The organism is Draconibacterium halophilum (genome assembly GCF_010448835.1).
GTDB lineage: Bacteria > Bacteroidota > Bacteroidia > Bacteroidales > Prolixibacteraceae > Draconibacterium > Draconibacterium halophilum.
In genome coordinates this window covers 4164814-4183066 of record NZ_CP048409.1, presented here as the reverse complement: position 1 = coordinate 4183066, position 18253 = coordinate 4164814, and the positions used below count along the sequence as shown (strand labels likewise).

Here is an 18253-nt window from a genome sequence, read left to right as displayed (position 1 = left end):
TATTAAAAGAATTGAATTATATTTGACTATAGTTCGATATCTGGGGTTTTATATTGCTGATTGCTTTTTGTAAATATATAGTATCACATTATATGCGAAATTAAGTAACAATTAATAAGAAGGTAATAGATAGAACTATTGTGGAGAGCATTGTGCCGAATAAAAATGGGGATGATATGGTACGCAATAGTATTTAAAAACCATAAAAATAAGTGATTATGGCATGTGTAAATGGCGTAAAGCCGCTTAAGAAAAAGAAAAACAAAGAAGATTTAGTTGAAAATTTAAAAACGGAGGAAAAACCAATGAGCGGAACAATGGTAAGACAAGAAATGCCTGAATTTGAAATGGAGGCGTACGATTCAAAAACAGGTCATTACAAAACAGTCTCGAGCAAAGATTATAAAGATAAATGGGCGGTAGTATGCTTTTATCCTGCCGATTTTACATTTGTGTGTCCAACCGAGATTGCTGCAATGAATGCGCATTACGAAGAATTTGAGGAACTGGGAGTGGAGCTGTTACCTGTATCTGTTGATTCCAAGTTCTCGCATAAAAGATTTGTTGAAACGGAACCAATACTCAAAGGTATGAGATTAACTATTGGTGCAGATACAACAAAAGAAGTTGCTCGTGCTTTTGGAGTGTTAATTGAAGAAGAAGGCGTAGCCTTAAGAGGCCGTTTCCTTTTCAATCCTGACGGTGTTTGTGTTGCGCAGGAAGTTCAGGCTGATTCAGTGGGTAGAAATGTGAAGGAATTTCTTAGACAAATACAGGCATGGCAGCATGCCAGTGAAACCGGAGAAGTTTGCCCCGCAGGTTGGAGACCAGGCAAGAAAACACTTCCTGTAAATACCGATGTAGAAAAGATGACCGGTAAGGTTGGTGACTACATTTCGCTTGAAGAAATTCTGAGCTAATTAAAAATAAGGGGACTTATAAAGGGTGATACGAGATCTTTCGTATCACCTTTTTTATCGACGAATTTAAAATTTAATCTTCTTTCCGAATTATATCGGCCACATTCCAAAGGTCAAAATCGCCGTAATGTTCCAACGAATTACCACAATGAACAATAATAATTTCCTTGTCGGGAAAAACATAAATATTCTGGCCCAGGTTACCGGAAGCCATAAACTGATAAGTGGAATCGCAATTGGCATGGCCCCACCACTGGTAATTATAGTAGAGATGTTTGCAGTTATCACCACCAAACCAGTCGGGGTAAATATTACGGGGAATACTTTTATTTTCGCGAGTTGATTCTGCTACCCAGTTTTCAGAAATAATTTGTTTGCCATTCCAGTTGCCTTTATTTAAGAAAAGCCTGCCAAACCGGGCATAATCAATGGCCCGTGCAATCAGTCGACTGGGCATGTATTCAAACCCCGATCGTTTGCTGTCGATAGAAAACAATGCATCGTATTCCATAATTTCCGACCAAAGTTTTTCCTCCAGGTATTCTGAAACCGTTTTATCGGTTGCCCGCTCAATAATCAACCCCAGGTAACTGGTGTTGTAGTTGTTATATTGAAATGAATTGCCGGGTTCCTTTTCAATTTTTATCTTGTTTAGCAGCAGTTTTCGTACATTGGGATGATAGTACCCAACTGCCTCGGCATGCCACGGAAGATGAATGTATGTTCCCGGAATATAACCGGTAAAATATTTTAAACCGGAACGCATTTCGAGCAGGTTTTTTATCGTTATTTTCTCAAAACCGGGATCACGTTTCTTTAGCTCAGGTATGTATTTTATCATTGAATCATTCACACTTCCAATCAGTCCATCATCAATAGCAGCACCAATTAAAAAGGAGATAAATGATTTGGCCATCGACTGCGAGTGAAAGTACGATTCGCGCGAAAAACCGTTAAAATACTTTTCGTAAATAAGGGTGTCTTTCCGGATAAACAGAAGTGCAGTAGTTTGCGATTTCTCCGCCCACTCATTAAACGAGTTGAACCCCGACTGCTCAACTCTGCCCTGAAATAAGGTTTCAACATAATTTTCATCCAGCGATTTTGTAAACCTAAAAGTATCGTCTGACCCCTTTATTTCCCTGTTCTCAAATTTCTGATAATCGTAAACATCTGCAACATGCATAGTTGCCAATCGAGACACATAGGTAGGCGAATATTTTATGCACAAAACAACCACAAAACCTACAACTAAAATAACAAGTGTTAGGAGAATTATTTTTAATGTTTTAAAAAGGGTCTTCATACATTTAGCTTATTTCTAAAAATAGGTATTACGTTTAGAAGTCAAATTACAATTCATTAAAAAACCTCAACTAACCGGTGGTACCCATGGCATTGGCAATGGCATTTACCGATAACAACAACTGATTAAGTATTTCCTTGTTTTCGTCGGCCTCGGAGTCTTGTTGTTCGCGCCATTTGTTTATGTAATGCACCTGATAATTGTGCAGGGTAAAAAGCGCTTCGGCACGTAACTGGGTGGAATAATAGTGACTTTTGCGCCGTTCTTTCATTGGTCGTCCCAACAATTCATTCATAATTTGTTGTGTTTTCTCAAATTCCAGTAATAACAAGTTTAGTACCTCCGACCGAGTTTCAGCGTTTTTTACGAGACCGCCGTATAGTTGCATAATATCTTTATCGGTACTCGCCAAGCTGGTATCAACATTGGTTAAAACATACCGGACGAACTGGTTTTTGGGAATCAGTTTTTTTAGTTTATGGTATTTGTCCGGAAATTGATTTTTCATTTTTTCGAGTGTTGAGCCAACACCATACCAACTGGTAATGTGGTACCTCGATTGGCCCCAGCTAAATACCCATGGAATTGCCCGGAGATCGGAAAAGCTTCGTTTGCCTGTTCGTCGTGCCGGGCGCGAACCAATTTTACTTTGTTCAATTACATCAATTGGTGTTGCTTCCTGGTAAAAATCAAGAAAATGTGGATTTTCAAGCAATTCAGTGTAAGTGTTAAAACTTTCCTGTCCCATAAACTCCATTATTTCGGCAATATCGTCAGCATCTTCTTCGGGCGTTTTGTGTAGTAAAGTGTTTAATGTATTACCCGACATCATCAGTTCGAGGTTATAAACGGCATTTATTTTATTGGCAAATTTCTTTTCTATGCTCTCGCCTTGCTCCGTAATTTTAAAGTTCCCGGAAAGTGTTCCGTGTGGCAGCGATCGTAAAAACCAGTGAATTGGTCCGGCGCCACGACTAATGGAGCCTCCTTTTCCGTGAAAGAATTTGATATCGATACCGTATTTTTGCCCAACTTCCGATAACTCTTTTTGGGCTTTGTACAAAAACCACGCACTGGCAAGTATTCCTCCGTCTTTGTTACTATCGCTGTAGCCAATCATCACCTCTTGTGTTTTTACAGGCAAATTTTGTGCTTTGCGCTGGTATTCCAGGCTGTTCTGAACTTCGGGGTAACTGAAATATTCTTCTAATATGGCCGGACTGTCGATCAAATCCTGAATGGTTTCAAAAAGTGGAACAACGTGAAGTTTAATAATCATCGTGTCTTTAAAAAGTGTAAGACCGGCCTCGCGTGCCAGTATATAAACCGTTAGCAAATCATTCACATTTTGTGTCATGCTTACGATTAACGAACCAATAGAATAGTGTGCGTATTTTGAAATATGGTTGTTGAGCAACTGAAAACATTCGATTGTGTTTTTTGATTCGGTATCAAGTGAGCTGTAATCCTGAGTAAAAGGGCGTGCCGAGTGTAATTCCTTTTCCAGAAATGTTTTTTTAGACGCCGCTGTCCATTCCATATTTTTTGCATTAAAAGGATCTGATTTTTCGACCAGTTGTTGCAGTGCCAGATGGTAATATTGGCTGTTTTGCCTGATATCGAGTTCGGCGAGGTGAAAGCCGAAGGTTCTGATAAAATATATCGACCGATTTACCGACTGGTGGGCGAGGTCGGTATAATTCGTTTCCAACAAAGCACGTTTTAGCAGCTCAAGGTCGTCGATTAATTGTTTTGAATTATCGTAAGTGCCTTTTTTATCATCCAGTTCAAGCGACTGTGAGTGGCCTATGTTTATGGGCAGTTTATTAATAAAAAGCTGAACAATAAGTTTTAATGCCTCATTTTTTGAAGCAGAAATAATGGCTTTACTTTTGTTTCCCGTTTCAGCCACCAAGGCTTTAAATCGATCGAGCATAAACGGGGGCAGACTAGAGATTTCAAAATAAAAACTCAGGTCGTCGGCAAGTCGGCCGAGTTCGTTTTTAACTGTAATAAAAGCATTTAGCCTGAGTTTGTACAATGTTTTTTTTGTTACTTCGGCAGTAACCAGCGGGTGCCCGTCGCGGTCGCCACCAATCCAGGTTCCAAATTTTAAACGCGGAAAATTGTTATCGCCAATTAGAGTGGTAGAATTAAAGCCCGAAAATTCCCAGGCCTGCACAAGTCGGCGGTTTAAAAGATGAACAACCTCTGGAAAAACATTTACAAAATAGTGAATTACATTATCCAACTCGTTTGCCACGGTGGGTTTTTTCATGTAAAACTCGTCGATATGCCAAATCGATGAAATAACACGTTTCATATCTTCGCGGTTCTCCTGCAGTTCGTACGAGTTGTACATGGAGTTCTCGCGTTTTACCAAAAGCAGGTACAGCTCACGGTATTTTTTGAGTATCACCGGGCGTTTTGCTTCTGTAGGATGGGCGGTTAATACCGGCTGAATGGATATATTATTTAGCGATTCAAGAATCTGCTCTTCGGCAATTCCTTTTTCCTGTAACAGCTTGAGGCTGTTGGCCCACAATCCGTTTATTGCCTTGAGCGAATTCTTTTCTTCACTTTTTCGGCGATGTTGAACGGCACCATTCGTTTCGGCCAGGTTTAACAGCTGAAAACAAACCGAAAACATATGAAAATGTTTTTGTGAAAAATGATCGGCACCTTGTGGATCTTCGTTACCGATCCAGGGCATTACTTTTGCCAGTTCAGTTTCGCCATTTTCCATTAATACTTCGCGAAAACAGGTTAAAAGAAATTTGAGATCAGAATAAGGTTTTCCTAATTCTTCGATCAAGACTTGCAGATTCGACATCTTGCTCATGTTTTTTGTTTATAAACCATAACAATTCAAACGAAAAAAGTTTTCCATTGTAACTGTTTTTGCCCTGAAATTACCTAACGAAAGGTATTTGTTCGAACGAGCAGTTGTTTGAAAATAAGTGTTTTGTTTTTGTTGAAGGGCGGGGGAGGAATGTCATGTGCTGGCTGGAGTATGTTCAGCCCGGCAATTTTATGCAATTGTACATGGTGCCATTAGCGCATGGCAAAAGAGTAATGCTTAACGCAATAGACGAAAATACAGGCAGGGTTTCGGGAAAACGAATCGAAAATATATTTTCTACCAAAAAATTCTTAAGCTGAAACAGCCGTCATACGCATTGCTTCATCGTTTAAATAGGCCTGTGCCTGTCCGTATGATTGCAGATTGCGTTTTGTTGTGAAAATATTGATCCTCAGGTTTGGATGATCAACTTCCTCTGAGAACACTTGTAGTTTTCTTTCTACGCTTGGCAACGGTATAATCTCTCCGGTTTCGTAATTGTAGGAGTAGTCGCCGTGTTCGGCAAAAACAAATTCAATACCCGTTTGACCGATTGCTAACTCGTAAAAACGTGAAAAAACCAGGTAGATCTTTCCGTTGGGCATACCGTAATAATGTGCCGGAAATGCAGTTGGTAAGTATGAGGCAGGGGTTTGGTGAATAATTTTTGCCAGTGCTTCCATATTCTTTAAATTAAAATGTTAAAAATAAATGCTTCAATCCAATTGATCGAGATATCGACTTGATTCACTTATTACATTAAATAATTTATCAAAAGTCCACTTTAGGGTGGTATCTGATAATTTTCCAATAAAAGATTAAATATTGCGTCCTACAAGAATATACGAAAAAACGCTAAAAGGTGACCCTGCAATAGTTTGTTATTTAGTGATTTAAGGATTTTTGCAAGACGATTGGGCAATTAACGGATAAGGTCTCCGAAAAATACTGAGTTGGAAAACAGTTTATTGGTACCCAACCATGTACCTCTAAATGTCATGTTATCGTGATAACTGATGAGTTTTCCTCTTCCAATATTATGTACTGTAACTACCGGAGCATTTTTTAGCCGGTTTATATTCTCTTTTGAAACCCATCCACTCAGATAGGGCGACTCGCTGAACTTAACCGGCTCGGTATATTTCTTTTCCAGCGAGTTGGCAACTGTTGTATTGGACTTGAAGATCGCAAGTTTTTTGTCGGAATAACCATAGCATAATGGGTGGGTGATGTCGATATTGGTTTCGAAAATAGCACCGCTAATATTATTCAGGCTTTGTTCTTTTCTACGTTCGGCATAAGTTAAATAACGTGTAGAATCGGATGAAACCGTCTTTTTAAATGTACTGTTCCCGATATTATTTTTAGCAGCCCAGGTTGTTGCATTTTTATAGGCAATTAAAGTTCCACCTTCACTAACCCATGTTTTTAATTTGTTGATTTCGCCCGTTCCCCATTCCGAAAAGTTGCCACTCAGAACAATGGTAGTATAGTTACTTAGTTTAATTCTCTTTAGTGAGCTGCTTTCTGCCAATGTTACAGGTATGTGATAATGTTGATCGAAAAGATGCCATATTTCGCCAACATCGCGGCTACTGGCATTTCCGCCGGCAAAAGTTAAAATCTTTGGTTTTGTAAGCCGAGCAAAGCTGTTACTGCCCAAATCAATGCCTGTGGGTGTTAAGCCGCTCGAAACGGCGTAAATGTCAACTCCGGTTGTTTGTGCAATTTTTTCCAGAAATAATTTTAACTGTGTGCCCGACATATTTTGGTCTTGCAGAGGGATAAATATACTCCCGTACGAAAATTTTTCATCGGCGCCATTTCCCGGAGTAGTGAATTCTTTTGTGGCTACATAGGTGCGTAAATCTGCATTTTGAATTTTGTAGAGAGCTTCGGCTGTTGAATACTCGTTCCATCTGAACAGGTAACCTACCGGATTATTAATTTCAATTAATTTACCCGAAACCTTTTGGGCAGCAACCGGCTCGTCTGATAACTTTACATTTTTGAGGTTGGTAAGTTGCGCATAGTTAAGATTGTAAGCATGAGGAAATGTCCAGGTAGAAACATCATAAAAAGTAGTGTCAGTAAATTCGTGAACTTCTTCGAACATCGATTTAATCAACCGGTATTGCTTTTGATTGACAGGAACAATAAAACTACTTTCGCTATCAAAATTTTGTCCATCCGCTTCAAAATCGCTTTGGTTTTGGTAAACATCAATTTGGTGGCGGTTTAGCAGGTCTACAAACATTTGCGTTTTAACACGGTCGGTACTGCTGCCAAATACATATGCTTTCGTATTGCTTTTTGACGCCAAGTCGAGTGCCGAGTTGTAGAACTCTTTTTGCATGCCGAGCAATTCGTCGTGTAAATTTAATGCAGCCTCCAGTGTCGACAGGCTTGTTGTAACCTGGTTGCGAATACCATATGCTAAAGTTTTGGTCCCATTTTGTGTATTTCTGTATCGCCCCCTGAAACCGCCCTGCTCGAAAAGAATACCAATGCTTCCATTTGCATCGGGGTACGATGAGCCTTTTCCGTAATAATAGTCGTCAAATTGTTCTTCGGTAAAATAGGTCGATCCTATTTTGTCAAGAAATTGTGCATGGTATTCCCCAATTTTGTGGGTGAGCTCGTAATTCTTTTCAGGAGTAAGCGGATTGTTTCGACTTGGCACACCCGGCTGAAAAAAGAAAGTTGAGTTAGCCCCCATTTCATGATGATCGGTTACAATATTCGGTTTCCATTCGTGAAATTTTTCAACTCTGCCTTTACTCTCAGGATGTACCAGCAACAAATAATCGCGGTTCAGGTCGAACCAATAATGATTTGTTCGGCCACCGGGCCACACTTCCTGAAACTGGCGTGAATTGCTGTCACCATTGGGCGTTGCACTTTGGTGCATGTTGGCCCACATACTATGTCGGGTAAACCCATCGGGATTCAAACACGGATCAATAATGACTATATTTTTTTGAAGCAGCTCATCAATTTTCTCGCCTTCGGCAGCAGCCAGGTAGTAGGCTGTTAGAACCGATGCATTTGTTGCACTCGATTCATTGCCATGTACGCCATAAGTTAAGCTAACAACAAGTGGCACACCGTCTTTGGGAATATTTTCACCGGGTTCAGAGAAATTGTAATGGATTTGTTTTAACTCATCGAGTTTTTCCTGGTTTTCGGGCGATGAAAAAACCAGATGAACAAGCGGTCTGTTTTCATACGATCGGGCATATTCATAAAAAATAGCCCGGTTGGTACTTTTTGCAATTGTTTTTATATAAAACAAAACCTGATCGTGTGTCAGGTGCCATTCGCCCATTTTTTGTCCGAAAAACTCCTCAGGAGTGGGGATTGCGCTATTGTAAGAAACATCGTCAGGTAAAAAGTAAGACAGGTTTTCCTGCGCTTGTGAAAAAATCACACATAATAAAATTAAAAAAGTTGTAACAGATCGCTTCATTGTAGTACTATTGTTAAATATAAAGAAGGATAATCAGGTTTATCTGTACCGAAAGATTGAAAAAAAAACGGACAAAACAAATAGATTGCTATCCAAAGTCATGCTTGAATGAGATATTGTTATTGTTAGCATTGTTTGCTTACCAAATTGTTGTTATTTTGCGGTTCACTTAAACCTAATTTCAGAAATAAAGTCGAACAAGATCTAAACCAAGGTTCAAAAAATTGAAAACATATTATATAACTTATATACTCCTTTTTTTATCTCTTTTGTTGGGAAGCAATACTGCTTTATATGCCCAGCAGATTGAAGAGCTAAAAATCACAGGTTCATACCAGAATAAGCCGCTTGAGAAATTTTTAAATGATCTGGAGACAAAATACAATCTCAGGGTTTATTACAAAGATTCCTGGGTAGAGAATTATACCATCTCAAATCAATTTGAAGACACTCCTTTATTGCAGGCGCTAAATAATGTATTTTATGATTTGGAACTGACTTACGATTTCTTTCAGAATGATGGAATCGTTGTTTTCAGAAGGTCGGCAGATACAAGATCGAAGTTTGACGACTATACGCAAACACTGGTTGTTGGTGACCCCATGAATCTTGGACGTTATAAAACGGCAGAATTAAAAGGAAGAGTGCTCGATGGAAAAGACGGAACTCCTTTGGTTGGCGCCGTTGTTTATTGCAACAAGCTGCAAAAAGGAACCACATCTGATGCAAAAGGAAATTTTGAATTGGATTTACCAACGGGAGATTTGAAATTGACGATTACTTACATTGGTTTCGAAGGCTCGACCATTGACATTAGATTGATTGAAGATGGTGCAGCCGATTTTCGATTGTTTGAAGAATCGCATAATATTGATGAGGTAACTGTGCTGGGGTCGGATGCGGATGTGCCTCGTGCACAGATGAGTATGGTGCAAATGACCGGAAAAGAAATACAGCAGTTGCCGGCACTAATGGGGGAGGTTGATGTACTAAAAGGACTCACAATTCTTGCCGGGGTACAAACAGTAAGTGAATTGTCCTCAGGCTTTAATGTGCGAGGTGGAAATACCGACCAAAACCTTATTCTTGTAAATGGCAGTCCGGTATTTAATTCGTCGCACCTTTTTGGTTTTATGTCGCTTATAAATCCCGATGTTGTTGAAAATGTACGGTTGTTTAAAGGTGGCATGCCGGCACGTTACGGCGAACGGGTTGCTTCGGTAATGGAGGTGGATTTTAAGGAAGGAAATGATGAAACAATAAGTGTTTATGGCGGAATTGGAATTATAAATTCGCGCCTGGCAATTGACGGACCATTAACAAAAAATAAAAAGCTGACTACAGCAATTGGAGGACGTAGTTCGTACACCGATTGGATATTGAAAAAAATTCCCAACCTCGATTTGAATGAAGGAGTTACTCATTTTTACGATGTGACTGGAAAGCTGACTTATAAGATCAATCAGCACAACAAAATAAGTGCAATGGCTTATACCAGTTTCGATGAGTTTAGCACAAGTTCGCAATCCATAACCGAATACGGTAATCTGCTGGGCAATCTAAAACTCAACAACCGGTTTGGTGAAAAATTTTATGGCGAACTGGATGCTGCTTACAGTCGTTATGATTTCCGATTAACCGACCTCGCCAACGACAAACCTTTTGAAGCTTATTATCTCGACAATCAGTTGGTGTACAGTTCAGTGGCATACAACTTTAAATGGCACCCCAACGAGCGGCATAACTCTGAGGCTGGTTTTAAAGCGGTATACAACGAAATTAGCCCCGGAGAAATTATACCACGACAGGATACTTCGGTAATTGTAGCACGTAAATTAGATATTGAGAAAACACTTGACTGGTCGGTTTATGTGAGTGATGAGTTCCAAATTTTACCAAACTTTTCAATTGTAGCCGGTTTGCGTTACAATCATTTCAAAAATATCGGTACTCCGGTTGTTTATCTGTATGATGAGAACCAACCAAAATCTCCGGGAACAGTTGTCGACTCGCTGCAATTTGGCAATAACGAGGCTTCTGCAACTTATGGAGGAATTGAGCCGCGCCTGGCCCTTAACTACGATTTTGATATGAACACCTCGCTGAAATTTAGTTATCAGCGAACAAGGCAAAATATTTTTCAGCTAAGTAATAATGCTGTTATTTCGCCTGCCGAGACCTGGAAGGCTGCCGATTATCATTTGAAACCGCTAATTTCTGATCAGGTGGCAGTTGGCCTTGAAAACAACTCCTTGTTATCCAATGTCGATCTTTCGGTAGAGGTGTATTACAAAAATCTGCAGAATTTAATTGAGTATAAAAATGGCGCTCAGCTAATTATGAACGATCATGTGGAAACGGCACTTGTTCCAACAAAAGGTTATTCATATGGAATTGAATTGAGCGCACGAAAAAATATTGGACGATTGACGGGTTATGCCAGCTATGTGTATTCACGTACAATGCGAAAAAACACCAGCGAGTTCAACGAAGAAAATCTGTGGACAGGCGATTATTACCCGTCGATTTACGATAAGCCACACGATTTTTCGCTAACAGCAACGTATAATATAAGTCGCAGATGGCGTTTCTCGGGAAACTTTGTTATGGTTTCGGGTAGGCCAACAACTCTGCCGGAAATTAAGTACGAATTTGCAGGCGAAGATCTTGTTTATTATTCTGATCGAAACAAATACCGGATGCCACCATATCATCGTTTAGATTTGTCGATAACATTTGATGAAAATCTGCGAAAAAAACGCATGTGGAAAGGAAGCTGGACGCTGTCGATCTATAATGTTTACGGACGCAATAATCCGTATTCAGTGTATTACAAAAAATCAGTACCGGGCGAAAGCAACAATTACACCCGTTATTCTTTGTTCAAACTTTCAGTAATAGGAATCCCGGTTCCTTCGCTAACGTATAATTTTAGGTTTTAATGAAACGTATTATAACATATAGTTTTCTGCTGTTCGTTCTGCTGTCGGGATGCGAAGATGTATACAGACCTGATATTGATGTGGTAGACAATGTTTTGGTGGCCGATGCACGTATTTCGGCCGACGAGGAATTCAATTCCATTCATTTATACGAATCGGTAGCGTATTACGATAATTCGAGATCCGGTCCGGGAATTACCACTGCTGATGTTAAACTTATTGATAGCAATGGTAACGAACAAGAAATTCCTCATTATTCTGATGGTCAGTATGTGTTGAGCCAATCACTTAATCCGCAGTTACAGTATAAACTAAAGATTGAATACCAGGGAGAAGTTTATGAATCGACGTTTGAAGAAGTTCCGCAGAAACCATCGCTGGATAGTGTTTATGGGATTGAGGAAGTACAAATTAGACAGGAGAGCGGCGATAATGATGTAGATAATGTTGACAAAATTGAAGGCGTTCGTTTGTATACTGATATTACACCCAATAACCAAATGCCTTATTCCCGCTTTACGGCCCGCTTTGTTGTGCAATACAATTATTCGGTAGAAGTGCCCGGACCCTTCGGAAGCACAATGATTGAAACGGTGTATGGATGGAAAACCACGTATCCGCAGGGGGCATTTAATATTGCTTCGCCACCGGAGTATTCCAGCTCAAAAGAAATTAAAAAGCATCCCTTATACTTTTATAAAAATAGCGTGAAATACGATTTTGATCAGTTTTTTTCAGGCTGGATAGTTATCCTGCATCATCATGCATTATCAGAAAATGCTTACAATTATTACGATGATTTAAATAAGCAGCTGGAATCTGAAGGAAAAATATTTGACCCCTTGTATGTTCAGGCGCGCAGTAATATTAAATGTATAAGTGATTCCGATCAGAAGATTTTGGGAAATTTTGAAATTTCGATGAGTAACGAAACGCGGTATTTTTTGCGATATATGTCTAAAACCAACGGATTTGTTTTGCGGGAGATTGAAGAACGTTATGATATCCCTTTTTCGGGAGAACAAGTTGGTGTTATTCCTGTTTTCTGGCAGTATCCATAATTAAAGAACGAATGAGCAGAGCATTAAAAATATTACTTCTTGTTATATATTTGTTAGCCGGTGTAAAAGCCATGGCACAGAACACGGTAAGCAACGAACTTGTATTATTTACCGATCGCGACTTTTGCATTTCCGGCGATACTTTGTGGATAAAAATCTATGTGCCAAAAGAGGTGCATAATTTGGGGAATATTGTTCGTATGCAGTTGGAGTCGCAATCCGGTAATTTAATAGCATCGCGTGCGCTAAAATGCAACGATACCCATGCCGAAGGTTTTATTGCGGTGCCCGATTCATTGCAAACGGGTTTGTACTTTGTTCATGCCTTTTTTAATGCACAACGAAACAGCACTAATTTGAAATGTATTGGCAGGTCGGTATATGTTTACAATCGTTTTGAGGAAGAAATTGATCGGCTTCCGGTACTGGAAACCAGAGGAGCCGCTTTTGAAACGGAAAATGCCGCGAACAAAATTGACATAAGCGTTGAAGACAAAAAATATAGCCGACGCGATAACGTAAAAGGAGTTATCAATGCACAGGTAAACGAGTTTGTATACTTGGTAGCAAGTGCGCGGATGATTGAACCCTTTTCGCATGCCAATACGGGTTTTCTGAATTTCGGGATGAAAAACCTAAATTCCACTATCCCTGCATTCTCCGAAAAAGAAGGGATATTACTTAGTGGAAAGATTAGTAACAAAAAAACGGGGGAAGCAGCCAATGAATTGGTGTTGTTATCTGTTACCGGAAACGAAACGTATTTTGATTATTATTATCCCGATTCAACAGGTGTGTTTCATTTCTTGCTTGGTAATGCAATGGGGACTGCCAACGTAATTTTGCAACCACTTACTATTGGTGAAAAATTATTCGATGTGGACGTGATTCCAAATTTTATGTCGGGAGTACAACAATTAAAATTTGACACAACCTTTGTAAATCCGAAGCAAGCAGAAAACATTGAAAACAGCATAAAAGGCACATTTTTCAACAAGCTATTCAGAGGGGTTTCCATCAGTAGTAACGATGCTTTTAAAATGTCCAATCCCTATGGTATGCCTTTTTATGGTTGGCCCGATAATCATATCGTACTCGATGAGTTTATCGATCTGCCTAACTTTAAAGAAATATCGCGCGAATTACTTATTGGGTTACAATACCGCGACAGAAATGCTGAGCTTACTTTTAGAATGTTAAACTATGGGCAAGACAAGTTTTTCGATGCAGAACCATTGCGCCTGATTAATGGAATTCCGGTTTTTAAAAATTCATTTTTTCAGGATTTAAGATCTACCGAAATTGCCTCTATCGATTTGGTGAAAAGCGAGCGTGTTTTTGGCGATGTGCGTTTTAAAGGTGTTCTGGCCGTGTCTTTAAATGATAAATCGAATAGCTGGCTGGCGCAACAACCAAATATTTTTCAGTTGAAAGTGCCATGCATTGAATATCCAAAGCATGCAAATTATAGCTCGAAAAGTGAAAGCAGGGTACAAATCGATACCCGTCATCAGTTTTTAAACGAGCTGGTTGAAACCGATGGAAGCTGGCCTTTTCATTTTCAGCTTTCAGATGTAAAAGGAGACTTGGAAATAAAAGTTGAGGCGATAACAAAATCGGGAGAACTGTATAGAACGTCAAAAATAATATCGGTACAATGAGCAGCTTATTAAAATATACAGGTGTGGTTTTGGGAACGCTATTTTCTTTTGTTGTGCACGCTCAGGACCTCGGGATTGACATATATAATCTGAATAGCGAATCCAATAACCTTCAGGGCAAATTACTTGGCGAAGTTCATGTGCTAAGTTCCGAAGATAATTCCTATTTTTTGTACCCCGATGACTGGATGCCGGGCTCGGTGAGTTTTGTGAATGGCAATGTGTTTGAAAATATGCAATTACGTTACCAGGCATTTGAAGACGAACTGATTTCGTATAACGAAAACGGTCGGTTTTTATACCTTGTGGAGAAAGAGCTGGTAGAGAGTTTTACGTTTGAAGACGGGAACAGAACACGAAAATTCATTCGCCTGACAAAAAACAATAATCAGCAAACCAATATGTATTTGGAAGAGCTGTATAAAGGAGATATTAGCTTGTTGGTTAACTGGTATATTTACGAACAATCAGTAAGTCCGTTCGCCGATAGAAATGGGATAACACGCGCTGTGGATTACCAGTTGCATAAAGACTATTATTTGTATACTGAGCAAGATGGTTTAAACAAAATTAGACTGAATAAACGCGCACTCTTCTCTCAATTTCCGGAGCATAAAAAAGAAATTCGAAAACTTCTTCGCCAAAATAAATTGTTTGTAAATAGCGAAGCATCAATGGCTAAAGCGCTCTTTTTGTTAACAGAAAACAACCTTGCGGAATAAAAACTTTTGTTTAACGCAACCTCAGCGCAGCACTTTGCATCTTCATAAAAACAAAAAACATTATGAAGAAAATTATTCTGCTGCTATGTATATCGGTATTGTCGCTTTCCGTTTTTGCACAATCCGAAAAAGGTCATGTCTACCTGAAAAACGGTTCCATAATTAAAGGAAAATATTCCTATTTCAACGACAGAAAACAATTGAAAATAGAATCAGCCGGGAATGTATGGATTTTCGATGCTGATGAAGTGGATCATATTGCCTCAAAGCGCGAAGGAAAAACGATGTTCGACGAAGAAGCGGTTTCGGATATCAAATGGTTTTTCAGAACCGAACTGGGAGTTCTGGCCGGAAATTCCGATAACAGCCAAACCGCACCATTCTCCATTACCGGGTCGGCCAACTATGTTATAAATCCAAACTTTTCGGCCGGACTTGGTTTTGGTGTTGAATTTCTGAAAGAAACGTACATGCCGGTGTTCGCCAATTTAGAATACCGTTTCAGAAAACAGCAAACCTCACCCTATGTTTTTCTGAAAGCAGGTTACCAGGTTCCCATCGAAGACTCCAACGAAATTTATTACGATGTGTACCCCATGTGGAGCAGTTTTGCGCCATGGCCAAACGAAATCGGAGAAAATGGTTTCGATTGCAAAGGCGGTGTGCTGATTAATCCCGGTGTCGGATTTCAGCAAATGTTTTCACAAACATTTGGGATGAACTTTGCTGTTGGCTACCAGTTTCATCGCCTGAATTACGATGGCGAAAATGACTATTCGCTCGATATTGACTACAACCGTGTTACCGTTAAAGTCGGTATTATTTTCAACTAAAAAACTTAGGAAATGAAGACAATCAAAAATATATTTCTACTACTGTTTCTTGCACTTGCCTTTACGGCGTGTATGGATGAATACACCGAAGAGTTTACAGCCAATTCTCCTGTTTACCTGTCGTATGAAGATCTGCGTGAAGGTGTTAAATCTGCAGGATCGCGCGACTTGGTAAATCCGGGTAAAATCTATTTTAAAGACGGCTATCTTTTTATTGTTGAGGAGTTTGAAGGAGTGCACATTATCGACAATCAAAATCCGGCCGATCCGCAAAATATGGGGTTTATCGAAATACCCGGAAATGTTGACATTGCTATAAAAGAGAATATTCTTTATGCCGATAGTTATATCGACCTGGTTGCCATCGATATTAGCGATATAAATAACCCGATAGAAGTTGAACGTGTTGAGGACGTTTTGCCTTACACTTTGCCCCCTGCCGATGAAGATTATCGTTTTGGCGAAGTGGATGAAGAAAAAGGAGTGGTTACCGGATGGGAAATTAAAAAGGTGCGCCAAGAAATGGAATACCATTATTATCCGATTTACAGATGGGGTTTTACAGAGAATGCCATGATGGATGGTTCTTTCGGTTTGAGTAACGGGGGAGGACAAACCAGTACATTTGGCGTTGGAGGTTCAATGGCACGTTTTGGTTTATACGACGATTATTTATACGCTGTTGATGAGGCCAACCTTCATGTTTTTGATGTAAAAGCACCGGAAAGCCCGTCTGAGATTGGTCAGCAAAATGTGGGCTGGAATGTTGAAACGATGTTTATTTACGACAATCATATGTTTCTGGGAACACAATCGGGCATGCGCATCTTCAACATAGAAGTGCCGACTTACCCGGTTTATGTCAGCGATTTCTGGCACGTTACAAGTTGCGATCCCGTGGTTATTGCCGATGGTTATGCCTATGTAACATTGCGGGGCGGAAACACCTGTGGTAGTGATGTAAACCGTCTTGATGTGATTGAGCTGGCCGGCGATTATGTCGACAATGACCTGATAGCATCGTACCCAATGCAGGAGCCGTATGGGCTGGGAATAGATGGCGATGTACTTTTTGTATGCGATGGAGATGCGGGGCTTAAAGTTTACGATGCCGAAGATAAAACAGCTATTGACGACCATATGATTTCACACTTTGCCAGCATCAACACTTACGATGTAATTCCGCTTGGTGGCTACCTGTTTATGATTGGCGATGATGGTTTTTATCAGTACGATTATTCTGATTTGCAAAATATCACCCAGGTAAGTCACATTCCTGTTTATCGTGAAGATTAAAAATTAATAGAGGAAAGTGATGCCCTCACTCGGAGTGAGGGTATCACTATTAGAAACATGCAAGCTCGGCAAACTGTCGGGCTTTTTTGTTGTTATACCTTTTTAAACAAAAATTCAAACCGCGGATATTGTTGTTAAATTGCCAATAGTTATTTGAAATACGATAAGGAACAAAGTAAATTTAATGAGTAATTTTAAATACTAATCGGTATTATTCAATTGGGAATCAAGGCAAAATTGTATTTTTGCTGTTTGAAAAATTAAAGGAAGAGTAGACGAATGAAGAAGAAAATTTGGAGGAAATATTTAGCACCTTTTTTGGTGGCGATGAACATTGCAGTGGTAGTGGTTATTCTGGTATCGGCGCAATCGGGGAATACAGAAGTAGTAGTGCAAAAGGACGTGAAGTTCGAACCTGTTGAGCTGCCGTCCCAAGTTAGTTTTGCCGGAGAAAGAATGCCGCTCGACCGGTTTTATGTGAAAGAAGCACTCGATCGCGAACTGCTTTCCAATGCCTATTTTCACTCGCAAACCATTCGTTATATAAAATTGGTGCCGCGTTATTTTCCAATCATTGAGCCTATTCTGAAAGCACACGGTATCCCCGACGATTTTAAATACCTCGCCGTAGCCGAAAGCGGATTAAATCCGCGAGCTATTTCGCCGGCGCGCGCTGCTGGTTTTTGGCAACTGATGGAAGGAACAGCAACCGATTACGGACTGGAAATAAACAGTGAGGTTGACGAGCGTTACCACATTGAAAAAGCAACGCATGTGGCTTGCGAGTATATAAAAAGAGCTTACAAAAAATTTGGTAACTGGACAATGGTTGCTGCTGCATACAATCGCGGAATGACAGGTGTTAATCGTCAGGTTGTGCGACAAAAAGAAGATGATTATTACGATTTGCTCATTACAACAGAAACAGCCCGTTACGTTTACCGTATTGTGGCGTTGAAATTAATTCTAGAAAATCCGGAGAAATATAATTTTTACATTCCGGAAGAGGAGAAATACCCGATCATTCCAACAAAAAAGGTTGAAATTAAAGGTTCGGTAGGCAACTTTGCCGATTATGCAAAAAAGCAAGGACTGAGTTATAAAGTGTTTAAAGATTTTAACCCCTGGCTGAGAGAGAATGAACTCACGTATTCCGGAAGAAAAAGATATTGGGTAGAAATTCCGGAGTTGTAAACAAAGA

12 protein-coding genes are annotated in these 18253 nt (G+C 39.7%); 8 read left to right on the top strand and 4 right to left on the bottom strand.

Annotated elements, in window-relative coordinates:
- Window positions 1-218 precede the first annotated feature (218 nt).
- Entirely contained in the window at window positions 219-920 is a 702-nt protein-coding gene (locus tag G0Q07_RS17015; RefSeq protein ID WP_163348281.1) for a peroxiredoxin, read from the top strand.
- A 73-nt stretch (window positions 921-993) separates the two neighbouring features.
- Here G0Q07_RS17015 and G0Q07_RS17010 read toward each other — a convergent pair whose 3' ends face one another.
- The 4 genes from G0Q07_RS17010 to G0Q07_RS16995 form a co-directional block, all read right to left on the bottom strand.
- Complete coding sequence (locus G0Q07_RS17010; protein ID WP_163348280.1) at window positions 994-2226, bottom strand: serine hydrolase domain-containing protein; 1233 nt, start codon at window positions 2224-2226, stop codon at window positions 994-996.
- A gap of 70 nt (window positions 2227-2296) precedes the next feature.
- Window positions 2297-5059 (bottom strand): phosphoenolpyruvate carboxylase, encoded by a 2763-nt coding sequence (locus tag G0Q07_RS17005; RefSeq protein ID WP_163348279.1) that lies wholly within the window; start codon window positions 5057-5059, stop codon window positions 2297-2299.
- 320 nt (window positions 5060-5379) lie between these two features.
- Window positions 5380-5751, bottom strand: coding sequence for a hypothetical protein (locus G0Q07_RS17000; RefSeq protein WP_163348278.1), 372 nt, complete (start codon window positions 5749-5751; stop codon window positions 5380-5382).
- A 239-nt stretch (window positions 5752-5990) separates the two neighbouring features.
- Window positions 5991-8498, bottom strand: a complete 2508-nt coding sequence (locus tag G0Q07_RS16995; RefSeq protein ID WP_163348277.1) for a M14 family zinc carboxypeptidase — start codon at window positions 8496-8498, stop codon at window positions 5991-5993.
- A gap of 263 nt (window positions 8499-8761) precedes the next feature.
- Between G0Q07_RS16995 and G0Q07_RS16990 the strand changes: the two genes are divergently transcribed.
- The 7 genes from G0Q07_RS16990 to G0Q07_RS16960 all read left to right on the top strand — a co-directional run bounded on the left by G0Q07_RS16990 (window position 8762) and on the right by G0Q07_RS16960 (window position 18246).
- Complete coding sequence (locus G0Q07_RS16990; protein ID WP_163348276.1) at window positions 8762-11479, top strand: TonB-dependent receptor; 2718 nt, start codon at window positions 8762-8764, stop codon at window positions 11477-11479.
- Window positions 11479-12540, top strand: coding sequence for a DUF4249 domain-containing protein (locus G0Q07_RS16985; protein WP_163348275.1), 1062 nt, complete (start codon window positions 11479-11481; stop codon window positions 12538-12540). Before G0Q07_RS16990 ends, G0Q07_RS16985 begins: the two co-directional genes overlap by 1 nt.
- Before the next feature lie 11 nt (window positions 12541-12551).
- Window positions 12552-14201, top strand: a complete 1650-nt coding sequence (locus tag G0Q07_RS16980; protein WP_163348274.1) for a hypothetical protein — start codon at window positions 12552-12554, stop codon at window positions 14199-14201.
- Window positions 14198-14923 (top strand): hypothetical protein, encoded by a 726-nt coding sequence (locus G0Q07_RS16975; RefSeq protein ID WP_163348273.1) that lies wholly within the window; start codon window positions 14198-14200, stop codon window positions 14921-14923. The genes G0Q07_RS16980 and G0Q07_RS16975 overlap by 4 nt, the downstream gene beginning before the upstream one ends.
- A 62-nt stretch (window positions 14924-14985) precedes the next feature.
- Entirely contained in the window at window positions 14986-15756 is a 771-nt protein-coding gene (locus G0Q07_RS16970; RefSeq protein ID WP_163348272.1) for an outer membrane beta-barrel protein, read from the top strand.
- A gap of 12 nt (window positions 15757-15768) precedes the next feature.
- Window positions 15769-17052 carry an LVIVD repeat-containing protein gene (locus G0Q07_RS16965; protein ID WP_163348271.1) on the top strand — a complete coding sequence of 428 codons (1284 nt, stop codon included), beginning with the start codon at window positions 15769-15771 and terminating at the stop codon, window positions 17050-17052.
- Between the two features lie 279 nt (window positions 17053-17331).
- The gene (locus G0Q07_RS16960) at window positions 17332-18246 is read left to right on the top strand and encodes a lytic transglycosylase domain-containing protein (protein WP_203532590.1); all 915 of its coding nucleotides are present in this window, start codon (window positions 17332-17334) and stop codon (window positions 18244-18246) included.
- The last annotated feature ends 7 nt before the right edge of the window (window positions 18247-18253 follow it).

Coding starts and splice junctions, on each gene's coding strand:
- G0Q07_RS16975 (WP_163348273.1), top strand. CDS start 14,198: ATGAGCAGCTTATTAAAATATACAGGTGTGGTTTTGGGAACGCTATTT.
- G0Q07_RS16965 (WP_163348271.1), top strand. CDS start 15,769: ATGAAGACAATCAAAAATATATTTCTACTACTGTTTCTTGCACTTGCC.
- G0Q07_RS16960 (WP_203532590.1), top strand. CDS start 17,332: ATGAAGAAGAAAATTTGGAGGAAATATTTAGCACCTTTTTTGGTGGCG.
- G0Q07_RS16970 (WP_163348272.1), top strand. CDS start 14,986: ATGAAGAAAATTATTCTGCTGCTATGTATATCGGTATTGTCGCTTTCC.
- G0Q07_RS17015 (WP_163348281.1), top strand. CDS start 219: ATGGCATGTGTAAATGGCGTAAAGCCGCTTAAGAAAAAGAAAAACAAA.
- G0Q07_RS16980 (WP_163348274.1), top strand. CDS start 12,552: ATGAGCAGAGCATTAAAAATATTACTTCTTGTTATATATTTGTTAGCC.
- G0Q07_RS17000 (WP_163348278.1), bottom strand. CDS start 5,751: ATGGAAGCACTGGCAAAAATTATTCACCAAACCCCTGCCTCATACTTA.
- G0Q07_RS17010 (WP_163348280.1), bottom strand. CDS start 2,226: ATGAAGACCCTTTTTAAAACATTAAAAATAATTCTCCTAACACTTGTT.
- G0Q07_RS16985 (WP_163348275.1), top strand. CDS start 11,479: ATGAAACGTATTATAACATATAGTTTTCTGCTGTTCGTTCTGCTGTCG.
- G0Q07_RS17005 (WP_163348279.1), bottom strand. CDS start 5,059: ATGTCGAATCTGCAAGTCTTGATCGAAGAATTAGGAAAACCTTATTCT.